The sequence below is a fragment of the Escherichia sp. E10V10 genome (assembly GCF_004211985.1).
In the GTDB taxonomy this organism is placed as follows: Bacteria; Pseudomonadota; Gammaproteobacteria; order Enterobacterales; family Enterobacteriaceae; genus Escherichia.
The window spans coordinates 669,388-694,566 of the sequence record NZ_RHJO01000001.1; the positions used below are offsets into that span (position 1 = coordinate 669,388).

Annotated in this window: 25 protein-coding genes; 12 read left to right on the forward strand and 13 right to left on the reverse strand. The window is 49.6% G+C overall.

Annotated features, from left to right (window positions below):
- Nucleotides 1-32 precede the first annotated feature (32 nt).
- The 4 genes from D9736_RS03110 to yebS form a co-directional block, all read right to left on the reverse strand.
- Complete coding sequence (locus D9736_RS03110) at nucleotides 33-269, reverse strand: YebV family protein (protein WP_002431586.1); 237 nt, start codon at nucleotides 267-269, stop codon at nucleotides 33-35.
- Nucleotides 270-386: 117 nt separating this feature from the next.
- A complete protein-coding gene (gene rsmF / locus D9736_RS03115) occupies nucleotides 387-1,826 on the reverse strand; it encodes a 16S rRNA (cytosine(1407)-C(5))-methyltransferase RsmF (RefSeq protein WP_130257664.1) in 1,440 nt (479 codons plus the stop codon).
- A gap of 79 nt (nucleotides 1,827-1,905) precedes the next feature.
- Entirely contained in the window at nucleotides 1,906-4,539 is a 2,634-nt protein-coding gene (gene yebT / locus D9736_RS03120; RefSeq protein ID WP_130257665.1) for a lipid-binding membrane homeostasis protein YebT, read from the reverse strand.
- The gene (gene yebS, locus D9736_RS03125; RefSeq protein ID WP_130257666.1) at nucleotides 4,508-5,791 is read right to left on the reverse strand and encodes a membrane integrity lipid transport subunit YebS; all 1,284 of its coding nucleotides are present in this window, start codon (nucleotides 5,789-5,791) and stop codon (nucleotides 4,508-4,510) included. Before yebS ends, yebT begins: the two co-directional genes overlap by 32 nt.
- Nucleotides 5,792-5,920: 129 nt before the next feature.
- On the opposite strand from yebS, the gene msrC reads away from it, so the two are divergent.
- The 4 genes from msrC (at nucleotide 5,921) to htpX (ending at nucleotide 10,354) form a co-directional block, all read left to right on the forward strand.
- A complete protein-coding gene (gene msrC / locus D9736_RS03130; RefSeq protein ID WP_130208455.1) occupies nucleotides 5,921-6,418 on the forward strand; it encodes an L-methionine (R)-S-oxide reductase in 498 nt (165 codons plus the stop codon).
- A 96-nt stretch (nucleotides 6,419-6,514) separates the two neighbouring features.
- Nucleotides 6,515-7,213 (forward strand): RNA chaperone ProQ, encoded by a 699-nt coding sequence (proQ, locus tag D9736_RS03135; protein WP_000431365.1) that lies wholly within the window; start codon nucleotides 6,515-6,517, stop codon nucleotides 7,211-7,213.
- A 19-nt stretch (nucleotides 7,214-7,232) separates the two neighbouring features.
- Nucleotides 7,233-9,281, forward strand: a complete 2,049-nt coding sequence (gene prc / locus D9736_RS03140) for a carboxy terminal-processing peptidase (RefSeq protein ID WP_130257667.1) — start codon at nucleotides 7,233-7,235, stop codon at nucleotides 9,279-9,281.
- Nucleotides 9,282-9,472: 191 nt separating this feature from the next.
- On the forward strand, nucleotides 9,473-10,354 hold the full coding sequence (htpX, locus tag D9736_RS03145) for a protease HtpX (protein ID WP_000984517.1): 882 nt from the start codon (nucleotides 9,473-9,475) through the stop codon (nucleotides 10,352-10,354).
- Nucleotides 10,355-10,401: 47 nt separating this feature from the next.
- Here the strand turns inward: htpX and D9736_RS03150 are convergent, their stop codons facing one another.
- A complete protein-coding gene (locus D9736_RS03150; RefSeq protein WP_130257668.1) occupies nucleotides 10,402-11,775 on the reverse strand; it encodes an MFS transporter in 1,374 nt (457 codons plus the stop codon).
- 176 nt (nucleotides 11,776-11,951) lie between these two features.
- Between D9736_RS03150 and kdgR the strand changes: the two genes are divergently transcribed.
- The gene (gene kdgR / locus D9736_RS03155; protein WP_096849880.1) at nucleotides 11,952-12,743 is read left to right on the forward strand and encodes a DNA-binding transcriptional regulator KdgR; all 792 of its coding nucleotides are present in this window, start codon (nucleotides 11,952-11,954) and stop codon (nucleotides 12,741-12,743) included.
- Nucleotides 12,744-12,889: 146 nt separating this feature from the next.
- On the opposite strand, the gene D9736_RS03160 is transcribed toward kdgR, so the two are convergent.
- Nucleotides 12,890-13,129 carry a YobH family protein gene (locus tag D9736_RS03160; protein ID WP_130208729.1) on the reverse strand — a complete coding sequence of 80 codons (240 nt, stop codon included), beginning with the start codon at nucleotides 13,127-13,129 and terminating at the stop codon, nucleotides 12,890-12,892.
- Between the two features lie 156 nt (nucleotides 13,130-13,285).
- On the opposite strand from D9736_RS03160, the gene mgrB reads away from it, so the two are divergent.
- From mgrB to rlmA, 5 genes are all read left to right on the forward strand, one after another.
- Nucleotides 13,286-13,429 (forward strand): PhoP/PhoQ regulator MgrB, encoded by a 144-nt coding sequence (mgrB, locus tag D9736_RS03165; protein WP_130208449.1) that lies wholly within the window; start codon nucleotides 13,286-13,288, stop codon nucleotides 13,427-13,429.
- 74 nt (nucleotides 13,430-13,503) lie between these two features.
- Nucleotides 13,504-13,791 carry a YebO family protein gene (locus D9736_RS03170; protein WP_130257669.1) on the forward strand — a complete coding sequence of 96 codons (288 nt, stop codon included), beginning with the start codon at nucleotides 13,504-13,506 and terminating at the stop codon, nucleotides 13,789-13,791.
- A gap of 665 nt (nucleotides 13,792-14,456) precedes the next feature.
- Nucleotides 14,457-14,573: a DUF2627 domain-containing protein gene (locus D9736_RS03175; protein ID WP_064529246.1), complete on the forward strand. Its 117-nt coding sequence runs from the start codon at nucleotides 14,457-14,459 to the stop codon at nucleotides 14,571-14,573.
- 39 nt (nucleotides 14,574-14,612) lie between these two features.
- Complete coding sequence (gene cspE, locus D9736_RS03180) at nucleotides 14,613-14,822, forward strand: transcription antiterminator/RNA stability regulator CspE (protein ID WP_001062678.1); 210 nt, start codon at nucleotides 14,613-14,615, stop codon at nucleotides 14,820-14,822.
- A gap of 166 nt (nucleotides 14,823-14,988) precedes the next feature.
- On the forward strand, nucleotides 14,989-15,798 hold the full coding sequence (gene rlmA, locus D9736_RS03185; protein ID WP_130257670.1) for a 23S rRNA (guanine(745)-N(1))-methyltransferase: 810 nt from the start codon (nucleotides 14,989-14,991) through the stop codon (nucleotides 15,796-15,798).
- Here the strand turns inward: rlmA and mntP are convergent.
- From mntP to manX, 5 genes are all read right to left on the reverse strand, one after another.
- On the reverse strand, nucleotides 15,795-16,361 hold the full coding sequence (mntP, locus tag D9736_RS03190) for a manganese efflux pump MntP (RefSeq protein WP_130257671.1): 567 nt from the start codon (nucleotides 16,359-16,361) through the stop codon (nucleotides 15,795-15,797). The two genes, rlmA and mntP, sit on opposite strands and share 4 nt — an antisense overlap.
- Before the next feature lie 416 nt (nucleotides 16,362-16,777).
- On the reverse strand, nucleotides 16,778-17,236 hold the full coding sequence (locus D9736_RS03195) for a DUF986 family protein (protein ID WP_040073441.1): 459 nt from the start codon (nucleotides 17,234-17,236) through the stop codon (nucleotides 16,778-16,780).
- Nucleotides 17,237-17,290: 54 nt separating this feature from the next.
- Nucleotides 17,291-18,142, reverse strand: coding sequence for a PTS mannose transporter subunit IID (gene manZ / locus D9736_RS03200; RefSeq protein WP_130218749.1), 852 nt, complete (start codon nucleotides 18,140-18,142; stop codon nucleotides 17,291-17,293).
- Nucleotides 18,143-18,154: 12 nt separating this feature from the next.
- Entirely contained in the window at nucleotides 18,155-18,955 is an 801-nt protein-coding gene (gene manY, locus D9736_RS03205; protein ID WP_130257672.1) for a PTS mannose transporter subunit IIC, read from the reverse strand.
- Nucleotides 18,956-19,017: 62 nt separating this feature from the next.
- On the reverse strand, nucleotides 19,018-19,989 hold the full coding sequence (manX, locus tag D9736_RS03210) for a PTS mannose transporter subunit IIAB (protein ID WP_130223509.1): 972 nt from the start codon (nucleotides 19,987-19,989) through the stop codon (nucleotides 19,018-19,020).
- A 315-nt stretch (nucleotides 19,990-20,304) separates the two neighbouring features.
- On the opposite strand from manX, the gene D9736_RS23725 reads away from it, so the two are divergent.
- Together D9736_RS23725 and yoaE are read left to right on the forward strand one after the other, a co-directional pair.
- Nucleotides 20,305-20,463 carry a hypothetical protein gene (locus D9736_RS23725; RefSeq protein WP_276319693.1) on the forward strand — a complete coding sequence of 53 codons (159 nt, stop codon included), beginning with the start codon at nucleotides 20,305-20,307 and terminating at the stop codon, nucleotides 20,461-20,463.
- A complete protein-coding gene (yoaE, locus tag D9736_RS03215; protein ID WP_130257673.1) occupies nucleotides 20,451-22,007 on the forward strand; it encodes a CNNM family cation transport protein YoaE in 1,557 nt (518 codons plus the stop codon). Before D9736_RS23725 ends, yoaE begins: the two co-directional genes overlap by 13 nt.
- Before the next feature lie 2 nt (nucleotides 22,008-22,009).
- On the opposite strand, the gene D9736_RS03220 is transcribed toward yoaE, so the two are convergent.
- Nucleotides 22,010-23,608 carry a cyclic diguanylate phosphodiesterase gene (locus D9736_RS03220; RefSeq protein ID WP_130257674.1) on the reverse strand — a complete coding sequence of 533 codons (1,599 nt, stop codon included), beginning with the start codon at nucleotides 23,606-23,608 and terminating at the stop codon, nucleotides 22,010-22,012.
- A gap of 130 nt (nucleotides 23,609-23,738) precedes the next feature.
- A complete protein-coding gene (sdaA, locus tag D9736_RS03225) occupies nucleotides 23,739-25,103 on the reverse strand; it encodes an L-serine ammonia-lyase (RefSeq protein ID WP_130257675.1) in 1,365 nt (454 codons plus the stop codon).
- Nucleotides 25,104-25,179 lie beyond the last annotated feature (76 nt).

Below are 25,179 nucleotides of genomic sequence, written 5' to 3' on the forward strand. Positions count from 1 at the left end.
ATAACCCGCCATGCCGACGGGTTCTTTTTGGATCATGCAAGACGCATAATCCAGGCATCAGACTTTTGATCGTAGCGGGTACGGTACAGGACAGAGTGTTCGCCGTTTAGTAGAGCTGGAATGCTGGTTTCGGCGTCCCAGGCATCAAGTTGCATACATAAATCGGGGTCAGATTTACAAGGAATTGTTAATGTTCGATCACCTGGCGATTCGCCGTGTAACTCGCCGTCATCGATTTCAAAAGCGCCTATGCGCACACTGGTTTTCATCTTCGTGCTCTCCATTTATCTGCCGGTTGTGGTACGACCAGTCCGATCGCACCATTTTTCAGCGTAGTTGAGGCAGGCGAATGTGCCAGTCAAAAAGTGCACTTTTTTTGTGCGCTATCAGGCGTTACCGGTAAAAAGTTTCCCATCGCGCACCAGTTCACGCGGGTAACTGTTTTTCAGTCGCGAGCCAATACGTTTGGCTAAACCTATTGGCTGATTCTGGAAGGTTACCAGCACATCATCCGTAGTTGGCACGGTTTGCGGGTAAACATCGCGCCCGCGATACCACTCTTCCGCTTCCTGAGGCGTCAGTTCGAAAGCGTTCGTATGGTTCGGGGATGCCAGGGCAATAACCGCTTCATGCTGCCAGCGATAACCTTTGTTATGCGTTTCGGCAAGCTTAATTCCCAGACGGGAAAATCGGACTTTACCGATCAGGGCTTCAATACTCGCCGGGAACAGCCAGAGTTCTTTATCGCGCTGCCAGAGGCGCAGATTTTCATCCCACTGTAAGCCAACGGCAGTCGCCGCCTGGCGAATTTGTGCGGCTTCGCGATCTTTGATTGGGCTAAACGGGAAATTACCCACTTTGTATTTCGGTGCGGGTAAGGCGGGAATCGACTGTGTTTTGCGTAACCGGGCAACGAAGAAGCCTTCGCAGTCGTAAATTTGTGGGAAAACGTGCAAAAAGCCTTCTTCGGTGAGCGCCTTGTCCGCGCCAGGGAAGAGATCGCCAAGCGGTAAAAACTCTACTGCGTCGGGGTAAGTCTCTTTCAGCCACAGGCAAACGGCTTCGTTTTCTTCCCGGTTTAAGGTACAGGTCGAGTAAACCAGCGTACCGCCAGGACGTAAAGCATGAAAGGCACTGTCGATTAGTTCCCGTTGGGTGGCAGCAATTTCCTGATTGCTTTCCGGTGACCAGTTTTTCAGTGCGTCGGGATCTTTACGCACCACGCCTTCGCCAGAGCAGGGGGCGTCCAGTAAAATGGCGTCGAACATTTCTGGTAACGCCGCACCAAAGACGCGGCCATCAAAATGAGTCAGAGACACGTTACGGATACCACAGCGACTGATATTGGCATGTAACACTTTTACCCGGCTGGCGGAAAACTCATTGGCAAGAATCGCCCCTTCGTTATTCATGCGAGCGGCAATTTGCGTGGTTTTTGAACCAGGCGCGGCGGCGACATCCATCACCCGCTGTGGGGTATTATCGTCGGCAAACAATGCGGCAACGGGCAACATTGAACTGGCTTCCTGAATATAAAACAGGCCGCTTAAATGCTCGGCGGTACTGCCCAACGGCAATGTTTCTTCATCATCGCGTTCAATCCAGAAACCTTCTTCACACCACGGAATCGGCGTTAGCGTCCAGCCGTAAGGGGCGGTTAATTGCAGGAAATCAGCAACGGAGATTTTCAGGGTATTTACGCGAATGCTGCGGCGCAACGGGCGCTGACAGGCGGCGAGAAAATCATCAAAAGAGAGCGTCGAAGGCATGGCTTCGCGCATTTGTGTCAGAAAGGCGTCCGGGAAATAAACGGTGTGTTGGCCCACGAGCATGTACCACTGGCAAAAAAACAGGCGCGCAGTTTAGCATAAACGCTCCGGCGCAGGCACGCCGGAGCAATGTGGCTTATCGGGGGAGTGCTGTTCCCCATTCACGCCACTCTTTCGGTTCACTTTCCTGCAACAGGAAGTGTTTGCCTTCCTGGGCTTTCGGTGCCAGCGGCGTACCTGGAGGCGTGGCGAAGGCGATCCCGCCACGGATAAACTGGTTAAAGGTACCGGTTTTCACCACGCCGCCCGTCAGACCGAAGTCCAGACTGTAGCCCGAAGCTAGCCAGAAGACGGAATTGTTACGTACCAGGTGCTGGTAACGTTTACTGATGCGCATCGCAATCATCACGCGATCTGACAATGTCCCCAGCGTCATTCCGGTGACTGTACCTACTTCCAGACCACGGAACAGTACTGGCGTACCAACACCTAACGAACCGGCTTCCGGCGCTTCAACAATAATGCTTAAGCCATCAAGGTAACGAGAGTCAGTAATGGTGGCTTCTTGCAATTCAAAGTCACGGCGAGAATTGCCCCGACCTGGTTCGACGTTGATATACGGCTGGAGGATCGTATCAAGATGTTCAACGCCTGCTGCCGAAATTTGCGGTGTGACCACTGAGAAGCGTGTACCACCGCGCGCAAAGGTCTGGACATATTCAGGATAGAGCACCGCCTTTGCCTGTACTTCATTGCGCGCGGTGATCAGATCCAGAGTCTGGATTTGCCCGATATCAATACCGAGATAGCGAATTGGCATACCGACCGCCAGTTTTCCGGCATCGAAAGCGTGGAGCGTAATCTGCCCGCCAACCGCACGAGCTGCTGTTTCGGAAGCATACAGAATCCGCTTATCGCCTTTACGTTGGCTGGCGCTGGCACCGCTGAGATTATCGAAGCTGATGGCCCCCTTTAACGCCCGCGAAAGCGGTGACGCCTGAACGGTCAGGCCGCTGCCGTTAAGTTGAACTTTCGCGCCGCCTTCAGCCCAGAACACGCTGTTGCTGGTCAGCAGGTTGCGATATTCCGGTTTAATATGCAAATCGATATCGAACGCATTGGCCCGTGGACGTACGGTAATCACTTCACCGACCTCAAATTTACGGTACAGCACTACCGACCCTGCCTGCACATCCGGCAGTGTCTCCGCACTTAAACTCACGGTCGTGGTAGGTAAATCACTAAGACTATTTTCGAGGGCTTTTTCCAGATTGGCATACAGTGGGTAACTGGCTTTCATCTCACCTTTGTCGCCGGGCAGAATACGGATCCCGCCGTTGAGCCATTCTGAGGCGCTGGCACCGAGAAACTCGACACCATCCAGACCCACTTTCACGTCGACACGACTATTAACGACAAATTTGCTGTCGCCTTTTACCAGTTCGCGATGCTGGGGTTCGATAGCGACGGTAAATGTCACACCTTTGCTGGTGAGTTTACGGTCGATAACCTGACCTACCTGTACGCCGTGAAGAATGAGCGGCTGACCGGCATCAATTCCATAGCTTTCTGGTGCAGTCAGGGTAAGCGTCAGAACATCGGGTTCATGCAGTAAAGCTTTCTCGCCAGGCACAACGACAAACTCTTTGCGTGGCTCGCCATCACCCGGTACCAGTTCGAACGTTTTGCCGGTCAACAGGGCGCTGAGATTGGCGTCGTTGAGAGATAACTTCGGGTTACGTAATTCGATGCGGGTATTTTCACGAAGCAGGGTGACGACGCTGGGATCAACGGTCATTTCCCCGGTGACTTTGCCTCCTGGGTTTAAATTCAGTTTGGTCAGTTGCCCGACTTCCAGCCCCTGGTACATGAGCGGCGTTGAATCGGCGTTTAATCCGGCTCCACCTGGTAGATCCAGCTTTATGATCACCCCACGCTGGCTGTGTGCGAGATCCTCATACAGACCAAAGGTATCTTCCGGATCGGCAGGTTTCGACTCTTCTGGTGAATCGAAGGCAATCGCACCGTTAACCAGGGCAGCCAGACTTTCCAGTTTTACCTTCGCGCCACTGATACTGACATTGGCATCAACACCAGAAACGTTCCAGAAGCGGCTGCCTTTTTTCACCAAATCGGTGAAACGCCGCTCAATCAGGACATCAATCACCACGCCTTGCTTATTGGGATTGATCGCATAGTCATAGACGCGTCCCACCGGAATTTTGCGGAAATAGACCAGCGAACCGCTGTTCAATGAACCGAGATCGGGGGCTTGCAGGTGGATCATCAGATCACCATTATCCAGCCGATACTTTGGCTGGGTATCGAGCGCCACAAAGTGATCCTGCTCTTTACCTTTGCCCGGCATCATGCCGATATAGTTACCGCCGACCAGCGCATCCAGCCCGGAAACACCTGCCAGTGAGGCTTTCGGCGTCACCAGCCAGAACTGCGTCTCTTCGCGCAGGGCATCTTTCATATCGGACTTGATGCTGACCTTGACTTCAATCTTACGTAGATCGTCGCTGAGGCTGACATCCTGGACCGTGCCGACTTCAACGCCCTGATAACGAACAGGCGTGCGACCTGGAACAATGCCATCTGCCGACATAAAGTCGATGGTGACGGTATTGCCTCTATCCTGATAACTACCCCAAATCAGCCAACCGGCAATCATTAGCGCGATGAACGGCAACAGCCAGAAAGGTGAGATACGGCGTTTAGTTTTAATTTGCGCTTCAGTCGTCGAAGCTGGCGTTTCCTGACTCATGTGCATCCCAAAGTAAGCGGCTGTCCAGCCATTCCACAGCAAGAATAGTCAAAATAACCGCTGCGCCGAAATAAAACGCAGCGGGTCCCATAGTAAAAGCGAGGATCTGATCGCGATTAATCAGCGACATGGTTAATGAAATGACAAACAGATCGAGCATCGACCAGCGGCCAATCCAGGTCACCATCCGCAATAGCAAAATCCGCGTGCGTAAGCCTTGCTGGCATTTAAAATGAATGCTTACCAGTAAAGTAAACATGACGATGACTTTGGTGAACGGCACCAGGATACTGGCGATAAAAACAATGCCGGCAACTGCAATATTGCTGTTTGCCAGCGACATAATTCCGGAAAGAATCGTATCTTCTTGTCGTCCACCGTTCAGGTAGATGATCGAAATAGGCAGCAGGTTGGCAGGTAACAATAAGACAATTGAAGCCAAAAGCGCCGCCCAGCATTTTTGAATACTATGATGGCGACGCAAGCGAAGTGGGATATGGCAACGCGGACAACGACCGCGCGGATCGGGATAGCCGGTAAAGTGACAACCCAGGCAAACGCGTAATTTCTCATCCCTACGCGTGGCAGGGCGCTGCGGATAAAATCGCTCCCACAGCTGTTCAACATTAAGATGTGACAATGTCACTGTTGTTAAAATCACCAGCGCGAAAAAAGAGAATAGCCCGACGCCCGCCTGGATATGGGCGTAATCCTGTACCTTTATAGAAGCAACGCCAATGCCGACCAGATAGATATCCAGCATTACCCACTCTTTTAGTCGCTCCAGCATCAGCAACACCGGGCGTAAATTCATTCCCAGTCGATTGCCAAACCATAAATAAGCAATAGAAGTCACCAGTATGAGAGGTGCACCTATAACGCAGAAAAACACCATTGCGCCGGTTATCGCATCGCCCTGTTTGGTCATCTGCCAGATGCCTTGCATTACATTGGCGTCGATACGGATACCTAACAGCCAGATATGTAATAGAGGTTCGCCCCAGGCAAAAGGCATAAGCAACAACATAGTAAAAGCCATTGCTGCCAGCCTTGTGAGCGACCAGTCACGCCCATCGCGAATTTTCGCCTGACAACGCGGGCAATAGGCACTTTGGTGAGAATTTATCTCGGGCAGGCTAAACAGCATGTCACATTGCGGGCAACGTTGATAATCACCACGCGGTAGTTCCTCGCCAATTGCGCTCACTGTTATCTTTTTTGTCGGCGTAATTTGTGGGGTGTTAAGAGCCATGACATGCCAAATGTGATAAGAATTAACATTTATCTTAACCCATGATGGGAATGATCTTGAGCATTAACGCATTTAATGCTTATTTTAATAGGCTGGCAGTTCCAGGTAAGACAACTAAGTGATTATATAATGAACAAAACAGAATTTTACGCGGACTTAAACCGCGACTTTAATGCGTTGATGGCGGGAGAGACCAGCTTTCTGGCAACGCTGGCGAATACCAGTGCTTTGTTATACGAGCGTCTGACTGACGTAAACTGGGCTGGGTTTTATTTACTTGAGGACGATACGCTGGTACTCGGGCCGTTTCAGGGCAAAATTGCCTGCGTACGAATCCCGGTAGGGCGTGGCGTGTGTGGCACTGCAGTTGCCCGCAATGAAGTACAGCGAATCGAGGATGTTCACGCCTTTGATGGGCATATCGCCTGTGATGCGGCGAGTAATTCTGAAATCGTTCTGCCGTTGGTGGTGAAAAATCAGATTATTGGCGTTCTCGATATCGACAGTACTGTCTTCGGTCGCTTTACAGACGAGGACGAGCAAGGCTTACGTCAGCTTGTGGCGCAGCTTGAAAAGGTGCTTGCAACGACGGATTACAAAAAATTCTTTGCGAGCGTCGCAGGATAATCAACGGATAACGTAGCATTTACTGATGACGTCATTATAATGACGCCTGTTCATGCCTGCGCTTGTTGGCTACGTCCGTTGTAATCAGGAAATTTCATGGAAAATCAACCTAAGTTGAATAGCAGTAAAGAAGTAATCGCGTTTCTGGCCGAACGTTTTCCCCACTGTTTCAGTGCGGAAGGTGAAGCGCGTCCGCTGAAAATCGGTATTTTTCAGGATTTGGTCGATCGCGTTGCTGGGGAAATGAACCTTAGCAAAACGCAACTGCGATCCGCTTTACGTCTCTACACTTCGAGCTGGCGCTATCTGTATGGCGTTAAACCAGGCGCGACGCGTGTCGATCTCGACGGCAACCCATGCGGTGAGCTGGACGAGCAGCATGTAGAACATGCTCGCAAGCAGCTTGAAGAAGCGAAAGCGCGCGTCCAGGCGCAGCGTGCCGAACAGCAGGCGAAAAAACGCGAAGCTGCCGCAGCTGCAGGTGAGAAAGAAGACGCACCACGCCGCGAACGCAAGCCACGTCCTGCTGCGCAACGCCGTAAAGAAGGCGCCGAGCGCAAACCTCGCGCGCAGAAACCGGCTGAGAAAGCGCCAAAAACAGTAAAAGCACCTCGCGAAGAACAGCACACCCCAGTTTCTGACATTTCAGCTCTGACTGTCGGACAAGCCCTGAAGGTGAAAGCTGGTCAAAATGCGATGGATGCCACCGTATTAGAAATCACCAAAGACGGCGTCCGCGTCCAGCTGAATTCGGGTATGTCTTTGATTGTGCGCGCAGAACACCTGGTGTTCTGAAACGGAGGCCGGGCCAGGCATGAACATGTTTTTTAGGCTTACCGCGTTAGCTGGCCTGCTTGCAATAGCAGGCCAGACCTTCGCAGTAGAAGATATTACGCGTGCTGATCAGATTCCGGTATTAAAGGAAGAGACGCAGCATGCGACGGTGAGTGAGCGCGTAACGTCGCGCTTTACCCGCTCCCATTATCGCCAGTTCGACCTCGATCAGGCATTCTCGGCCAAAATCTTTGACCGCTACCTGAATCTGCTTGATTACAGCCACAATGTGCTGCTGGCAAGCGATGTTGAACAGTTCGCGAAAAAGAAAAATGAGCTGGGCGATGAACTGCGCTCCGGTAAACTTGACGTTTTCTACGATCTTTACAATCTGGCGCAAAAACGCCGTTTTGAACGTTACCAGTACGCCTTATCGGTACTGGAAAAACCGATGGATTTTACCGGCAACGACACTTATAACCTGGACCGCAGCAAAGCGCCCTGGCCGAAAAACGAGGCCGAGTTGAACGCGCTGTGGGACAGCAAAGTCAAATTCGACGAGTTAAGTCTGAAGCTGACAGGAAAAACGGATAAAGAAATTCGTGAAACCCTGACTCGTCGCTACAAATTTGCCATTCGCCGTCTGGCGCAAACTAACAGCGAAGATGTGTTCTCGCTGGCAATGACGGCGTTTGCGCGCGAAATTGATCCGCATACCAATTACCTTTCCCCGCGTAATACCGAACAGTTCAATACTGAAATGAGCTTGTCGTTGGAAGGTATTGGTGCGGTGCTGCAAATGGATGATGACTACACCGTTATCAATTCGATGGTGGCAGGTGGCCCGGCAGCGAAGAGTAAAGCTATCAGCGTTGGTGACAAAATTGTCGGTGTTGGTCAAACCGGCAAGCCGATGGTTGACGTGATTGGCTGGCGTCTTGATGATGTCGTTGCCTTAATCAAAGGGCCGAAAGGCAGTAAAGTTCGTTTAGAAATTTTACCTGCCGGTAAAGGGACTAAAACCCGTACGGTAACACTGACGCGTGAACGCATTCGTCTGGAAGACCGCGCAGTTAAAATGTCCGTGAAGACCGTCGGCAAAGAAAAAGTGGGCGTACTGGATATTCCCGGTTTCTATGTTGGCTTGACAGACGATGTCAAAGTTCAGTTGCAGAAGCTGGAAAAACAGAATGTCAGCAGCGTCGTCATCGACCTGCGTAGCAATGGCGGCGGGGCGCTGACCGAGGCAGTATCGCTCTCTGGTTTGTTCATTCCTTCCGGTCCGATTGTTCAGGTCCGTGATAACAATGGTAAAGTCCGCGAGGACAGTGATACCGACGGCCAGGTGTTCTATAAAGGCCCGCTGGTGGTATTGGTTGACCGATTCAGTGCTTCGGCTTCAGAAATCTTTGCCGCCGCGATGCAGGATTACGGTCGCGCGCTGGTTGTGGGCGAACCAACATTCGGCAAAGGCACTGTCCAGCAGTATCGTTCTCTGAATCGTATCTACGATCAGATGTTACGTCCTGAATGGCCGGCGCTGGGGTCAGTGCAGTATACAATCCAGAAATTCTATCGCGTTAACGGTGGCAGTACCCAACGTAAGGGCGTCACGCCGGATATCATCATGCCGACGGGCAATGAAGAGACGGAAACGGGAGAGAAATTCGAAGATAACGCGCTGCCGTGGGATAGCATTGATGCTGCAACCTATGTGAAATCAGGCGATTTATCGGCGTTTGAGCCGGAATTGCTGAAGGAACATAATGCGCGCATCGCGAAGGATCCTGAATTTCGGAACATCATGAAGGATATTGCTCGTTTCAATGCCATGAAGGACAAACGCAATATTGTTTCTCTGAATTACGCTGTGCGTGAGAAAGAGAACAATGAAGATGATGCGATGCGTCTGGCACGATTGAACGATCGCTTTAAACGCGAAGGCAAACCGGAGTTGAAGAAACTGGATGATTTGCCAAAAGATTACAAGGAGCCAGATCCGTATCTGGACGAGACAGTGAATATCGCACTCGATCTGGCGAAGCTGGAAAAATCCAGACCAGCGGAACAGCCCGCTCCCGTCAAGTAACATCAATCAGGCACAAGAAATTGTGCCTGATTTTTTAACAGTGGCAAGATGCCGTAAATCAGATGCTACAAAATGTAAAGTTGTGTCTTTCTGGTGACTTACGCTCTATCCAGACTTGAAAATAGTCGCGTAACCCATACGATGTGGGTATCGCATATTGCGTTTTGTTAAACTGAGGTAAAAAGAAAATTATGATGCGAATCGCGCTCTTCCTGCTAACGAACCTGGCCGTCATGGTCGTTTTCGGGCTGGTACTGAGCCTGACAGGGATACAGTCGAGCAGCGTTCAGGGGCTGATGATTATGGCCTTGCTGTTCGGTTTCGGTGGTTCCTTCGTTTCGCTTCTGATGTCCAAATGGATGGCATTACGATCTGTTGGCGGGGAAGTGATCGAGCAACCGCGTAACGAAAGGGAACGTTGGCTGGTCAATACTGTAGCAACCCAGGCCCGTCAGGCGGGGATTGCTATGCCGCAAGTAGCCATCTACCATGCGCCGGATATCAACGCCTTTGCGACAGGTGCTCGTCGTGATGCCTCTCTGGTTGCTGTCAGCACCGGTTTGCTGCAGAACATGAGCCCGGATGAAGCCGAGGCGGTAATTGCCCACGAAATTAGCCACATTGCTAATGGTGACATGGTTACCATGACGCTGATTCAGGGCGTGGTAAACACCTTCGTTATCTTTATTTCACGTATTCTGGCGCAGCTTGCCGCGGGCTTTATGGGCGGTAACCGTGATGAAGGTGAAGAGAGCAACGGTAACCCGCTGATCTACTTTGCGGTTGCGACGGTTCTGGAGCTGGTATTTGGTATTCTGGCGAGCATTATCACCATGTGGTTCTCGCGTCACCGTGAATTCCATGCCGATGCAGGTTCAGCCAAACTGGTTGGTCGTGAGAAAATGATTGCTGCGCTGCAGCGTCTGAAAACCAGCTATGAGCCGCAGGAAGCAACCAGCATGATGGCATTTTGTATCAATGGTAAGTCCAAATCGCTGAGTGAGCTGTTCATGACTCACCCGCCGCTGGATAAACGTATTGAAGCCCTGCGTACCGGTGAATACCTGAAGTAATTTGCAGTAAATTATAAAAAAGCGCGTCCTGGTTGACGCGCTTTTTTTTAGCCTTGTGCGCGCGGTTGGGTAATGCGTAAACCACTGACACAGGCGGCGATCACTGCCAGAATAGCCGCAGCCGTCAGCGAGACGTGCGTACCATTATCACCAAACTGATTCAACATCAGCGCCACCAGAGCTGCACCGCTACTCTGACCAAGCAGACGCGCTGTACCCAACATTCCACTGGCACCACCGCTACGCTCACGCGGGGCGGAGGTAATAATGGTGTGATTATTGGGGGACTGGAATAACCCAAAGCCTGCACCGCATAAGATCATCGGCCAGATGATATTGATATCGGCAGGCGAAGCTGGCAACAGGACCAGAGAAAAAAGTCCCGCGGCCATGATGAACAGCCCTAAAGCACCAAGCAATCCTGCATGGACGCGCTCTATCAAATAACCTGCCAGCGGAGCCATTACCATCGTTGCCAACGGCCACGGGGTCAGGAGCAAACCTGTCTCAACTTCACTACGCCCAAGTACGGTTTGCAGATAAAAAGGCAGGGAAACCATCGCCAGCATTTGCGCGCAGAAAGAACAAATGGAGGTACAAATTGATAGTGTAAACAGCGGAATACGCAGTAAATCCACCGGTAGCAGTGGAACAGGAAGGGAAAGCTGGCGGCGAATAAAGAAAATACCAACAATAATCATTACCGCCAGTTCAGCACCGATCAGCGTCAGTGATTGCTCCTGAGCAAAACCACTCAACGCGGTAATAAGCAGGCCAAATGTCAGCGCATTCATCACGGCGCTGGGCAGATCAAACCGCGGCTTACTGGCACGAGAACCATTTGGCGGCAGAAAACGCATCGCAAGGAGTAGGGCGATAATACCCAATGGTACGTTAATTAAAAATAACCACTTCCAGGACGCAATTGAAAGGATTGCGGCGGCGATCGTCGGCCCGGCAGCGGAGGAGACGGCGACGATAAAAGAGTTAATTCCCATCCCTCGCCCCAGAAAACGTTGTGGGTAGATTAAGCGGATGAGTGCAGTATTGACGCTCATTAACGCCGCGCCGCCAAAACCTTGTATTACACGCGCCAGGGTTAGCATTTGCAGTGAATCAGAAAGAGCGCAGAACAACGATGAGAGCAGAAAAACCACCAGACCGAATTTATAAATTCGTCGATAGCCAAACATATCGCCCAAAAAAGAGAACGAGAGTAAGGAGATAACAATCGCGATTTGGTAGGCATTCACCACCCAGATGGAACTGGCTGGTGTGGCGTGGAGATCGGTTGCAATGGTTGGCAAGGCGACATTAGCGATAGCGCCGTCGAGAACCGCCATCGAGATACCAATAATAATGGTTAAAATTGCGCCGTACCGCTGAGGCAACGGCAGGCCATCGGCCTGAACTTTTGGCATAGGAATTTTATATCTTTTGGTAATAATCAACAGGGGTATGATTTTAGCACTGATATTCACGGCGAATGTCGCAGAATTGTAACTAACCGGCAAAAGATGGATTGCGACCACCCTGGCGCGAAATTATAATAAAAAACAGTTCTGATTTTTATAAAACACTCGCAATGAGGTGATAAATGGCTAACGCAGATCTGGATAAACAACCTGATTCTGTATCTTCCGTACTGAAGGTTTTTGGCATTTTGCAGGCGCTGGGCGAAGAGCGCGAAATAGGGATAACCGAGCTGTCACAGCGTGTCATGATGTCAAAAAGCACCGTTTATCGCTTTTTACAGACCATGAAAACCCTGGGCTATGTCGCACAGGAAGGGGAGTCGGAGAAATACTCTCTGACTCTAAAATTATTTGAGCTGGGCGCTCGTGCGTTACAAAACGTCGATCTTATTCGCAGTGCAGATATCCAGATGCGTGAGATCTCCCGTTTGACCAAAGAAACCATTCATCTTGGCGCACTGGATGAAGACAGCATTGTTTACATCCACAAAATTGACTCTATGTACAATTTGCGCATGTATTCACGGATTGGCCGTCGTAATCCTCTGTACAGCACTGCGATTGGTAAAGTGCTGCTGGCCTGGCGCGATCGCGATGAAGTGAAGCAAATCCTTGAAGGCGTGGAATATAAACGCAGCACCGATCGGACCATCACCAGCACAGAGGCGTTATTACCCGTGTTAGATCAGGTCCGTGAGCAGGGATACGGCGAAGATAACGAAGAACAGGAAGAAGGACTGCGTTGCATCGCCGTTCCGGTGTTTGACCGCTTTGGTGTGGTGATTGCCGGCTTGAGTATTTCCTTCCCGACGCTGCGTTTTTCTGAAGAACGTTTGCAGGAGTATGTGGCTATGTTGCATACGGCAGCGCGCAAAATATCCGCACAAATGGGGTATCACGACTATCCATTCTGATTAAAATAAGAACCTGCCTGCATAAAATTCAGACAGGTTCTTCATTTAGCGTGGATTAAATAATGTTAATAGTGATATCGTTCGAGCAGAAGATGAAAGTACTTTATATCCATTAGTTTTGATGTGGATATTTGTACCGTTATCTATTAATCATTATCGACGACGATATTGCTTTTACGTAGCAGCGGGCAATCTGTAATCCCCAAAAATCCACTTTTAGTATGCAGATATTGCACCGTGCTTGTGCTTCGGGCGGTGAGATATGTGCATTGCAGTCCTAACCCGGCAGCATTTTCCTTGCTTCCAATCAGAACGCCATATCCGCTGAGTAATAATCCTGTCCATACCAGTGCTATCAAGATAATTGTGCGAATGATGAATCGCATTACGACCTCTTCTCTTTTTGTTTGCTTAATCGTAGCGGCAATATGGACTGAAGCAAGCGTATCATTCCGAAAAAGCACGAATATCGACATGGTTAGACGTTGTTTAACTAACGCATGATAGTGTAAAGGCAGAAGAGAGGTTAAACGGAGATTGGAGTGAAAAAGTTTCGATGGGTCGTTCTGGTTGCCGCTGTGCTGGCTTTCTTGCTGTTATGGATGCAGGTATTCAACATAATGTGCGATCAGGATGTGCAATTTTTCAGCGGAATTTGTGCCATCAATCAGTTCATCCCATGGTGATATCATTTTTTCATCAGTAGATTTCCTTCCTGCGTAGCAGTGGTAAAATGGTGCCTCTACTTAGAGGTGGTTAAATGAACGAAGTTGTAAATTCAGGCGTGATGAACATTGCGTCTTTGGTCGTATCGGTAGTAGTTCTTATTATTGGGCTCATCTTGTGGTTTTTCATCAACCGTGCCAGTTCCCGGACTAACGAACAGATTGAACTGCTTGAGGCATTGCTGGATCAGCAAAAACGGCAGAATGTACTGTTACGCCGCTTGTGCGAAGCTAACGAACCTGAAAAAGCCAATGAAAAGGTTACTGAGAACCAAAAAACGAGTGAAGATGAAGATATTATTCGTCTGGTAGCAGAACGGTAATCCTTCCTGCAATTTGAGTAACCCTGTGTTGATGGGTTACTCATCTCATCATTCTTACATGCACTATAATGATGCAATTGATTAAAATTAATCCTTTATTGGATTTTGATTATTTTCTCTGTTATTAATTCATTTATTTTGACATCAGAAAAAGTTATTTTTTGTACTTGCTGATTGGGATGTTTGCATCGGAATATTGATTAATTACAGCATTGTTTATAAGCGAAACGTTTCTCTTCTCATTTTTTTATCATTCATCATTTTTTCTTATTTTACATTATTAACATGCTTTGAATATTGCATCGGCATTGCATCTATGTATGTTGTTAACTGACTGTTTTATGAGATAAAGTTATATAACACTTTATCATTACATAGTATAAAAAGTGATATCACACACATTGTGTAATTAAATTGTATTTCTGAACTGGAAGATTAGAACTTATTGAACTATGTTAGAAACCACATCAGTTCAGGCATCTGTTTGTACTGGTATGCTTTAGTGTCTCGATATATCGACACGCATTCCGTTGCATAAATGTGCAAAAAAAGTGGAAGGCGCATCGAGATTTGTGCAGCTGATCGAGACATGTTTAAAAATGGCTTGCCATAATTAACGTTGTATGTGATAACAGCTTTGGGTTAAACGAGGTACAGTTCTGTTTATGTGTGGCATTTTCAGTAAAGAAGTCCTGAGTAAACACGTTGTCGTTGAATACCGCTTCTCTGCCGAACCTTATATTAGTGCCTCAAGCAGTAATGTGTCAGTTTTATCTCTGTAATGCCTGCGGGCGAAGAAAACAATCTAAGGAATTTTTCAAATGGCAAAGATTAAAGGTCAGGTTAAGTGGTTCAACGAGTCTAAAGGTTTTGGCTTCATTACTCCGGCTGATGGCAGCAAAGATGTGTTCGTACACTTCTCCGCTATCCAGGGTAATGGCTTCAAAACTCTGGCCGAAGGCCAGAACGTTGAGTTCGAAATTCAGGACGGCCAGAAAGGTCCGGCAGCTGTTAACGTAACCGCTATCTGATCGAATTCACTGATCTGAAGTGTTAACGCACTTCAATCTCGCTATAAAGCCTCGTCGAAAAGCGAGGCTTTTTACTTTGTTTAATGCTCGCTTACGACCTTCGAATATTTGCCCGCAGCGCGATTCGCGTTACACTTGCGGCATTTAGTATCCCGCCGGAGTTTTCATGTCGTTTTCCTGTCCACTTTGCCATCAGCCTTTATCTCTTGAAAAAAATAGCTATATCTGTCCTCAGCGGCATCAATTTGATATGGCGAAAGAGGGATATGTCAATCTGCTGCCCGTTCAATATAAACGATCCCGCGATCCGGGAGACAGCGCGGAAATGATGCAGGCGCGACGTGCGTTTTTAGATGCCGGTCATTACCAGCCGCTTCGTGATGCGATAGTCGCTCAATTGCGTGGATGTCTTAATGAGCACGCAACAGCGGTACTGGATATTGGCTGCGGGGAAGGGTATTACACTCATGCTTTTGCCGAAGCCTTGCCAGTAGTGACAACCTTTGGTCTTGATGTCTCTAAGGTCGCAATTAAAGCTGCGGCGAAACGCTATAAGCAGGTTACCTTTTGTGTCGCTTCCAGCCACCGCCTGCCTTTTGCCGATGCCAGTATGGATGCCATTATTCGCATCTACGCGCCATGCAAAGCAGAAGAGTTAGCGCGTGTCGTCAAACCGGGAGGGTGGGTAATTACCGTTACTCCAGGGCCACGACATTTAATGGAGTTGAAAGGGCTGATTTACGACGAAGTACTTCTGCATGCCCCCCATACTGAACAACTGGAAGGTTTTGCATTACAGCAGAGCGATGAACTGCGGTATCCGATGCGTCTTCGCGGCGATGAAGCTGTTGCATTGTTGCAGATGACGCCGTTTGCCTGGTGTGCGAAGCCTGATGTCTGGCAAACGTTGGCGGAAAAAGAAGTATTCGACTGCCAGACGGACTTTAATATTCACCTCTGGCAGCGAACAAATTAACTGTGGTAGTGCGTCCAGAGGATCTGGACGCCGATGCCGATCAGTACCAGCCCGCCGAGAATTTCCGCTTTTTTCCCAATAATTGAGCCGATAAAGCGACCAACCATCATCCCTAATGTCGACATAATCAAGGTTGCACAACCAATGGCTAATGCGGTCGCGATAATGTTGACCTGCAGGAAGGCAAGACCTACACCCACAGCCATGGCATCCAGGCTGGTGGCAATCGCGGTGGTTACCAGTAGCCAGAAACCGTGTCGACGGCGCGGTTCTTCATCTTCATCATCTGCGCCACGAAAACCCTCAATAATCATTCGCCCGCCGAGGAATATCAGCAGCACAAACGCAATCCAGTGGTTCCATTCTAGGACAAAGCGGCTGGCTAACATGCCCATTCCCCAGCCGATCAGCGGCGTCAGGGTTTCGACGGCACCAAAAATAAGGCCGGTTCGCAACGCTTCAGAAAATTTCGGTTTATGGAGGGTGGCACCTTTACCGATTGATGCAGCAAATGCATCCATCGACATACCAAACGCAAGAAGAACAGTAGCAGTGATATTCATGACAACGTCCTGACCGGGGTATCCATAAAACACATCTTCGCCCCCCGCAAACATGCACACATGAACGACAAGACGCGCTCATGCAGGCATAGCGATTGATGTGCATATGGTCTCGCCTGACTGAAAATGTTCAGTCCGTACGTGCCACGTTTTGCAACGAGTATGTTGACACGTACATTTCCGGAGTCTGGAAATCGGCTACTCCCCAAATGAGGGCGCAACCTTAACATATTTTGAGAATATAAAACAACTGTTGGAATATATTATTTCATCACTTCATTGATAACGATTTTCATTTAGATTTATATATAAATGAAACGTTAAAATAAATAACAAATGATCGAAGAAATAATATAGCCTAAGCTATGTCTGGTTATTAAAAATACACTTAACATAGCTTTGGCTAAAGATATAACCTATTGAGTTGAAATAAGAAGTTTATAAATCTTTTCCAGATCGTCGATATTTCGAACGCGGATTAACAACCGACGCTGTTCTAATTGCATAACCAGGACACCATCTTCCGATAAGTTCATCGCTTTGATTCGGCTATATTCAATCCAGACATTGGCGAAGAAAAAACCTTTCTGTTTAAAGATGATCTTCGGAACGCGGATCCAGAATATATAAAAACCCATCAGAGCCAGTGCACTTAATAACCATGTCGTTATTAGCGCGCCATGATTCGTGACGTTGTTATAGATAAGAATGACAATCAATCCGACGAAGATAACGCTATCGATGCGACCACGCCGGAGCAAAGGAATTGCCAGCAGGGTGGGGCCGTTGCGGCGGGGCATGATGAACTGATCGTAGATCGCGAAGGCCAGGAGTGCGGCGATGAAAAGAATCAGTACCAGGTCCGTGATTGTCATTAATCCTCCAGATAAAAAAACGGGGCCAAAAGGCCCCGGTAGTGTACAACAGTCTTACAGTCCCAGCAGGCCGCAAGCGTAACCAGCGATACCGATGACGAAGAAGCCAACGATGATCCACAGCGGGTTCACTTTTTTGCGCAGCAGCCACATACAAGCAAAGGTCAGCAGCAGCGGTACCAGGCCCGGCATTAACTGGTCAAGAATGGTCTGTACTGTGGTGACACGGGTCTGTCCATCCTGCCCGGTGATAGTCGAAACCACCAGCGGGATGTTGACATGTGTCCACTTGTTAACCAATGCCCCCATGACAAACAGGCCGAGAATAGACGCCCCTTCCGTCAGTTTTTGCAGGAAGCCGCCGCCCATATCTTTAACGATATCGATGCCCTTGGAGTAACCATATGCTACGCCGTAGTAACGCGTTGCCAGACGTACCAGGTTAAACAGGATAAAGAACAGCAACGGACCTAACAGGCTGCCGCTCATCGCGATACCGGCGCCCAGCGCTGCGAATACCGGACGTACCGTACCCCAGAAGATTGGGTCGCCTACACCTGCCAGCGGACCCATCAGACCTACTTTGATACCGTTGATTGCGCCATCGTCGATCTCTGCACCGTTAGCACGCTGTTCTTCCAGCGCCAGGGTTACGCCCAGAATTGGCGCCGCCACGAACGGTTGGGTGTTAAAGAATTCGAGGTGACGTTTAATCGCCTGTTTACGGGCATCGTTGTTTTCCGGGTAGAGGCGACGAATCGCCGGCACCATAGAGAAGCAGAAGCCCAGCGCCTGCATACGCTCGAAGTTCCATGAACCCTGGAAGAGGTTAGAACGCAGGAAGACGCCACGAATATCACTCTTAGTGAGTTTTTTCTCAGTGGTAGTTTGAGTTGTATCAACCATTTCGCTCACCTGTTAGTCCAGTTCGTTGTCGAGATCGTTGTTACCAGCAGCCTGAGCAGGCGCACCGGCTACGCGGTTGTATTTCGGGCTAAGTTGGATGTAGAGCACTGCCATAACAGTACCAATCACACCCAGAGCAACCAGGTTAAAGTTGGTGAATGCTGCGGTTACGAAGCCGAGGTAGAAGAACGGCATCAGGTAGCCAGCACGCATCATGTTGATAACCATCGCATAACCAACCACCACGATCATGCCACCGGCGATATTCAGACCATTGGTCACCACTTCCGGAATCGCATTCAGCATGTTCTGTACTTCGCTGGTACCAACAGACAGCGCAACGATGACGGCCGGAATAGCCACACGCATTGCTTGCAGGAACAGAGAAGAAACGTGGATCCAGGAAATCGCTGTCAGGTTACCGTTTTCAGCTGCCTTATCCGCAGCGTGCTGGAAAGCAACGGTAATAGTACGAACGATGATGGTCAGTACCTGGCCTGCAGCGGCCAGAGGGATTGCCAGCGCGATACCGGCACCGATGCTCTGATGACCAGCAATAACCAGAATGGTAGAAATAATTGATGCCAGGGCGGCGTCAGGTGCAACAGCGGCACCGATGTTCATCCAGCCCAGCGCGATCATTTCCAGGGTACCACCGATAATAATACCGGTTTTCATATCCCCAAGAACGATACCCACCAGGGTACACGCGATTAGCGGACGGTGAAACTGAAATTCATCGAGGATTGATCCCATACCTGCGATACAGGCTACGATAAATACCAGCACAATTTGAAGAGCGGTAATCTCCATTGTACTTCTCCTGTTTACGTAAGACTTAAGTGTGAAAACTGAGTGATAATCAACACAATACGTTACTTATCGATTTTGCTGATCAGATCCATCATTTTCAGTTTCTGGTCGGTGGAAACCTTACGGACTTCCAGCTCGATGCCGCGTGCATTCAGTTTCTTGAACGCTTCGATATCTTTTTCATCAACCGAAACTGCGTTATTCACCTGAGTTTTGCCCTGACGGAATGCCATACCACCGACGTTGACTGAGGTGATTTTCACGCCGCCTTCAACGAGACGCTCAACATCTGTCGGGTTGGTAAATAACAGCATCACGCGTTCGCCCGCATATTTCGGGTTGTTGTAGACGCGAATCATTTTGGCGACATCAACTACATGCGCTGTTACGCCGGGAGGTGCAACCTGGGTGAGCAGTGTCTTACGAACGGTATCCGCAGCCACTTCGTCACTAACTACGATGATACGGGAGACATTAGTTTCTTTGGTCCAGCGGGTAGCAACCTGACCGTGAATCAAACGATCGTCGATGCGCGCGAGGCCAATTACCATATAGTCGTTTGGTCCCATTGGTTTTGCCGGTGCAGGAGCCGCTTTCGGGGCCGCTGCGGCGGGGGCTGGCGCTGCTTTTTCAACGGGTTTCGCTTTCAGAGCTTTCACACCTTCGCGGCCTGTTTCTACGGCCAGTGCTACCAGTTCGTCAAAGCTTGGGTCATCATCACGAGCCATTAACGTTTCCACTAACATTGGAATGTTAACGCCTGCGATCACTTCATAATGCTCTTTGTCGACGACAATGCGGCTGGCAGCATTGAACGGACTGCCTCCCCATGTATCAACGAGAAACAGCACGCCTTTAGTGGTGTCGAGTTTTGCCAACTGAGCGTTGTACTTTTCGATTAGCGTTTCGGCATTTTCGCCAGGAACAAAATCGATCCAGCCAACGTTTTCCTGCTCGCCTAACAGCATCTCTGCCGTTTTAAGCAACTGCTCTGCAGCCCAACCATGTGTGCCTATAACAATAGCAATGGTCACTTGCTACCTCCTTATTATTGTTAACATCTCAACGTGCCAGATGTATTTTTGAATCGTCGTCCACAATCGAATCGATTCAGATAAGGGCTACAACCGGAAACCCCCTGTGCCTCGCGATTTATTTTAGATATCGAAAAAAATATTTTATGTGATGAAGATCCGTAAATTAACTTTGAATTGACAAAATTCCGAAAGAGTAAAAAAAGTTGTCACATTCATTTGCAAAGGAAGGTAAATCTTTGCCAAATCAGAGATCTCTCTGATATGTTTAACTCCCGTTTAACAACCAAGGAGTATAGGGCTGCAGCCCGCAGTATGGATCGTCACCGACGTCACTTCAGCATCAGGCCATATAGCGCCTGCCTTACTGGCATTTTTTGCCGCACCTTTTGTTTGTATTTTCTCGTTTCGCCTGCATTATTTCTGGCGCCGATTAGCTATTCCTTAAGCAGGAGCTTGTCATGGAATTCTTAATGGATCCCTCGATTTGGGCGGGGCTGCTCACGCTTGTCGTCCTTGAAATCGTGCTGGGTATCGATAACCTGGTTTTTATCGCCATCCTTGCCGATAAACTGCCGCCGAAACAACGTGATAAAGCGCGTTTGTTGGGGCTGTCACTGGCGTTGATTATGCGCCTGGGGCTGTTATCGCTTATTTCATGGATGGTCACGCTGACCAAACCGCTATTTACCGTAATGGATTTTTCTTTCTCCGGGCGCGATCTGATTATGCTGTTCGGGGGGATATTCTTGCTGTTCAAAGCGACAACCGAGTTGCATGAGCGGCTGGAAAACCGCGATCATGACGCTGGTCACGGTAAAGGTTATGCCAGTTTCTGGGTGGTCGTCACACAGATTGTCATCCTTGACGCTGTCTTCTCGCTGGATGCAGTGATTACTGCCGTAGGGATGGTCAACCATCTACCGGTAATGATGGCTGCGGTAGTGATTGCGATGGCAGTTATGTTGCTGGCATCGAAACCGCTGACGCGATTCGTTAACCAGCATCCAACAGTTGTAGTGCTCTGTTTGAGCTTCCTGTTGATGATTGGTCTGAGCCTCGTAGCTGAAGGTTTTGGTTTCCATATTCCAAAAGGCTACCTGTATGCAGCAATTGGTTTCTCGATCATCATCGAAGTGTTTAACCAGATTGCGCGCCGTAACTTTATTCGCCATCAGTCGACTTTACCGCTGCGTGCGCGTACCGCCGATGCCATTCTGCGTTTGATGGGGGGTAAACGTCAGGCAAATATTCAACACGATGCCGATAACCCGGTGCCAATTCCGGTTCCAGAAGGTGCCTTTGCCGAAGAAGAGCGTTATATGATTAACGGCGTTCTGACTTTGGCGTCACGTTCTCTGCGCGGCATTATGACGCCACGCGGCGAGATCAGTTGGGTAGATGCTAACCTTGGCGTTGATGAAATCCGCCAGCAACTGCTCTCTTCACCGCACAGCCTGTTTCCGGTATGTCGTGGTGAACTGGATGAAATCATCGGTATCGTGCGTGCCAAAGAACTGCTGGTGGCGCTGGAAGTCGGTGTCGACGTGACGGCAATTGCTTCTGCTTCTCCGGCGATAATCGTTCCGGAAACCCTCGACCCGATCAACCTGCTGGGCGTGTTGCGTCGTGCTCGTGGTAGTTTTGTTATCGTCACCAACGAGTTTGGTGTGGTGCAAGGTCTGGTTACGCCGCTGGATGTACTGGAAGCTATTGCTGGTGAGTTCCCGGATGCAGATGAAACGCCGGAAATTGTTATCGATGGCGACGGTTGGCTGGTAAAAGGTGGTACAGACTTACATGCCTTACAGCAGGCGCTTGATGTTGAGCACCTTACCGATGATGATGATATTGCGACGGTTGCAGGTCTGGTAATTTCGGCAAATGGTCACATTCCTCGCGCAGGCGACGTGATCGATGTTGGACCGCTGCATATCACCATCGTAGAAGCCAATGATTATCGTGTTGATCTGGTTCGCATTGTTAAAGAGCAACCGCCGCACGATGAAGACGAATAGCACTAACGCAATGGCATAACGGGCGAAACGTGTCTGTTATGCCTGGTGGGCGGCGGTTGGCTGCCCGCCAGCCATTTCGGGAAATCACGCAGCGGCATGGGCTGCGCGTACAAATACCCTTGTAAAATATGCACGCCATGACGGCGCAAATACTTCGCTTGTTCTTGCGTTTCTACGCCTTCCGCCACCAGTTCAATATTCAGTCTTTGCCCCAGCGCGATGATGATATCGGTCACCGTTGAGTTAACCGCGTCAGAACCGATAGCTGCGGTAAATGACTTATCAATTTTCAGCACGTCAGGACGTAACGTTTCCAGCCAGGAAAACGAACTGTTGCCGGTGCCGAAGTCATCAATCGCCAGCTTGACGTTTTTACGATGCAGTTCGCGGGCAATCCGATAATCAACGTCCAGTAAGGCATCGCGCTCGGTAATTTCGAGGATTAGTGGCTGAATCGGGTTAGCACTAAACCAGTAACGATTGAGATCTTTTAACAATACGCCACGGCGAAAATGGCTGGGGGCGACGTTAATGCCGATGTGGAACTGGCTGCTCATTGGAAAAACGTGGAGTTGACGGATGGTTTCCATCATCACATAACGGGTAAGTGGCACTATCAGGTGATGTTCTTCCGCAATGGGGATAAAAACATCCGGCGAGATCCATCCCTGACGCGGATTATTCCAGCGCAGCAATATCTCTACACCAATACATTGCTGCGAGCGCGCGTTGAGTAGAGGCTGACAAAATAACTCAAATTCGCGCTGCGCCAGCCCGAGATTTATCTCGCGTGAAAAGCTCATTCTATGGGCCGTGGCCAACCATGCGATGTACCCCACCAGTAAACTCAACAGTACCGCTAGTGGAAACTGGCTGGGAAGATATTGCAACGCCAGCGCTGTCGCACCAGGTCCACTAACGCTGATGATAAAAGGAAAATTCTGCGATGAAACCTGGTAACGTTCATTGCCATTAAGCGGAGGTAAAGAATCAACCAGACCATCATCATAGAGTAAATGGCGATCGGCTACCGTCAGGCTGGCCGTTCTTATTTGCGGCAATTGCGGCTCCAGCAACATTGCCATCAACAGGTCGATGTTGATCATCTCCATCACGCCATCTCGACCATTGCCCGGTAAAGGCGTCCACTGAATCAATACCGGGCTGTCTTTTATTAATACGCGGTCGGTAGTTAAGCGTAAAAGGGGCTGCGGCGCGGGTAAATCAGCCTGGATATCTTCAGCAGGAACATTGCGATAACCAAAAATGCTGGAACAATAAAGCGTGCCGTCTTGCACCAGGCCAATTGACCGTACAGTTTGCAGTTTTGCCGCCTGTTTTCGTAAGGGGAGATGGGCGACTGAGCAGGGGAGTCCAATCAGGGGAAGCAGTACGTTGTTACCCGCCTGAAGTGGAAGCAGGACTTTGTCTAATTCCTCAACGGCGTGATTGGCAAAGAGCACTACCCGCTGCTGATTTAAGTTCCGCTGTGAAATAAATCGCACGCTCAGTGTTGCCACAAACGTAAAGAGTGCGCAAATCGTACAAACAATCATTCGATTACGGCGATAGGTTTTAATGATCCGTTGTGCTTTTTGCATGCGGGCCACCCGGTAAGCGTATGGCGACAAACGCCTGACGCAACAGTGGAAGTGTAGTGGGGAAAATTACAGCAGACGAGAAAGCGAGGGTAAATTCGCCCATCCGTTGCAGATGGGCGAGGATAAAGTATTAGTCACACTGGACTTTAATCGCCAGACCACCGCGTGAGGTTTCGCGATATTTAGCGTTCATATCCTTTCCTGTTTCGTACATCGTTTCGATGACTTTATCCAGTGAGACGCGTGGTGCACTAGTACGACGCAGAGCCATCCGCGCGGCGTTAATCGCCTTCACTGATGCAATAGCGTTACGTTCAATGCACGGAACCTGAACCTGACCCGCAACCGGGTCGCAAGTCAGACCAAGGTTGTGCTCCATGCCAATTTCCGCCGCCACGCAAACCTGTTCAGGGCTACCGCCCAACAGTTCTGCAAGACCCGCCGCAGCCATTGAACAGGCAACGCCCACTTCGCCCTGGCAACCGACTTCCGCACCGGAAATAGACGCGTTCATTTTGTACAGTGCGCCAATCGCTCCGGCCGCCATAAAGTAGCGGGTATAAATATCAGGGCTGACCGATTCAATAAAGTGGTCATAGTATGCCAGCACTGCCGGAACGATGCCGCAGGCACCGTTAGTCGGTGCAGTTACCACACGCCCCCCCGCTGCATTTTCTTCGTTAACTGCCAGCGCAAACATGTTTACCCAGTCGATGACATTCATCGGATCGTTAGACAGTTTATCGCTGGAAACCAGCATACGGCGCAGGGCAGACGCACGGCGCGGAACACGCAGCGGGCCAGGCAATACGCCTTCGCTGTTCATCCCACGATCGATACATGCCTGCATGGTTTGCCAGACATGAGCGAAGTACTCGTCGATCTCTTTCTTGCTGTGCAACGCCAGTTCGTTCTGCATTGCCAGACCGGAAAGGGAATAACCGGTTTCATTACAGTACGCAAGCAGCTCGGTGGCGGATTTGAACGGATACGGCACACTGACTTCGTTGGCGGCATCGTGACCAAAATGTTCTTCATCGACGATAAAACCGCCGCCGATGGAATAATAAGTTTTGCTGTAAACAACGGTATCGCCGTTATAGGCGTGGATTTGCATCCCGTTTTCATGCAGCGGCAGGTTACCGTTATGAAAACGCATCCCGTTGTCGCGTGGGAAATCCACTTCATGCCGTCCCTGTGCCAGCAGCAGATGTTCGCGCTCTTCTACGTCGCGAATAAAACCGGGAATACTGTCGATATCCACGGTGGCAGGTTCGTTACCTGCAAGACCCATAATAATGGCGATATCGGTGTGGTGGCCTTTACCCGTCAGCGACAGTGAACCATAAACGTCCACGGCAACGCGGGTAACGCTATCCAGTAAGCCTTTTTCGACCAGATCATCGACGAACTGTTTACCCGCCTTCATAGGCCCTACAGTATGGGAAGATGAGGGACCAATCCCCACCTTAAACATGTCGAATAGACTAATCACGATAATACTCCTGACAAGGTGACTGGACTTCCAGTAACGAACTAATAACAGCGCATAGTGTAAGAGGGAACGCGGC

Bases quoted from the DNA above. Each gene is read 5' to 3' on its own strand.
- D9736_RS03110 (WP_002431586.1), bottom strand. From the start codon at position 269: ATGAAAACCAGTGTGCGCATAGGCGCTTTTGAAATCGATGACGGCGAG.
- yebT (WP_130257665.1), bottom strand. From the start codon at position 4,539: ATGAGTCAGGAAACGCCAGCTTCGACGACTGAAGCGCAAATTAAAACT.
- yebS (WP_130257666.1), bottom strand. From the start codon at position 5,791: ATGGCTCTTAACACCCCACAAATTACGCCGACAAAAAAGATAACAGTG.
- msrC (WP_130208455.1), top strand. From the start codon at position 5,921: ATGAACAAAACAGAATTTTACGCGGACTTAAACCGCGACTTTAATGCG.
- proQ (WP_000431365.1), top strand. From the start codon at position 6,515: ATGGAAAATCAACCTAAGTTGAATAGCAGTAAAGAAGTAATCGCGTTT.
- prc (WP_130257667.1), top strand. From the start codon at position 7,233: ATGAACATGTTTTTTAGGCTTACCGCGTTAGCTGGCCTGCTTGCAATA.
- htpX (WP_000984517.1), top strand. From the start codon at position 9,473: ATGATGCGAATCGCGCTCTTCCTGCTAACGAACCTGGCCGTCATGGTC.
- D9736_RS03150 (WP_130257668.1), bottom strand. From the start codon at position 11,775: ATGCCAAAAGTTCAGGCCGATGGCCTGCCGTTGCCTCAGCGGTACGGC.
- kdgR (WP_096849880.1), top strand. From the start codon at position 11,952: ATGGCTAACGCAGATCTGGATAAACAACCTGATTCTGTATCTTCCGTA.
- D9736_RS03160 (WP_130208729.1), bottom strand. From the start codon at position 13,129: ATGCGATTCATCATTCGCACAATTATCTTGATAGCACTGGTATGGACA.
- D9736_RS03170 (WP_130257669.1), top strand. From the start codon at position 13,504: ATGAACGAAGTTGTAAATTCAGGCGTGATGAACATTGCGTCTTTGGTC.
- D9736_RS03175 (WP_064529246.1), top strand. From the start codon at position 14,457: ATGTGTGGCATTTTCAGTAAAGAAGTCCTGAGTAAACACGTTGTCGTT.
- cspE (WP_001062678.1), top strand. From the start codon at position 14,613: ATGGCAAAGATTAAAGGTCAGGTTAAGTGGTTCAACGAGTCTAAAGGT.
- rlmA (WP_130257670.1), top strand. From the start codon at position 14,989: ATGTCGTTTTCCTGTCCACTTTGCCATCAGCCTTTATCTCTTGAAAAA.
- mntP (WP_130257671.1), bottom strand. From the start codon at position 16,361: ATGAATATCACTGCTACTGTTCTTCTTGCGTTTGGTATGTCGATGGAT.
- D9736_RS03195 (WP_040073441.1), bottom strand. From the start codon at position 17,236: ATGACAATCACGGACCTGGTACTGATTCTTTTCATCGCCGCACTCCTG.
- manZ (WP_130218749.1), bottom strand. From the start codon at position 18,142: ATGGTTGATACAACTCAAACTACCACTGAGAAAAAACTCACTAAGAGT.
- manY (WP_130257672.1), bottom strand. From the start codon at position 18,955: ATGGAGATTACCGCTCTTCAAATTGTGCTGGTATTTATCGTAGCCTGT.
- D9736_RS23725 (WP_276319693.1), top strand. From the start codon at position 20,305: ATGGATCGTCACCGACGTCACTTCAGCATCAGGCCATATAGCGCCTGC.
- yoaE (WP_130257673.1), top strand. From the start codon at position 20,451: ATGGAATTCTTAATGGATCCCTCGATTTGGGCGGGGCTGCTCACGCTT.
- D9736_RS03220 (WP_130257674.1), bottom strand. From the start codon at position 23,608: ATGCAAAAAGCACAACGGATCATTAAAACCTATCGCCGTAATCGAATG.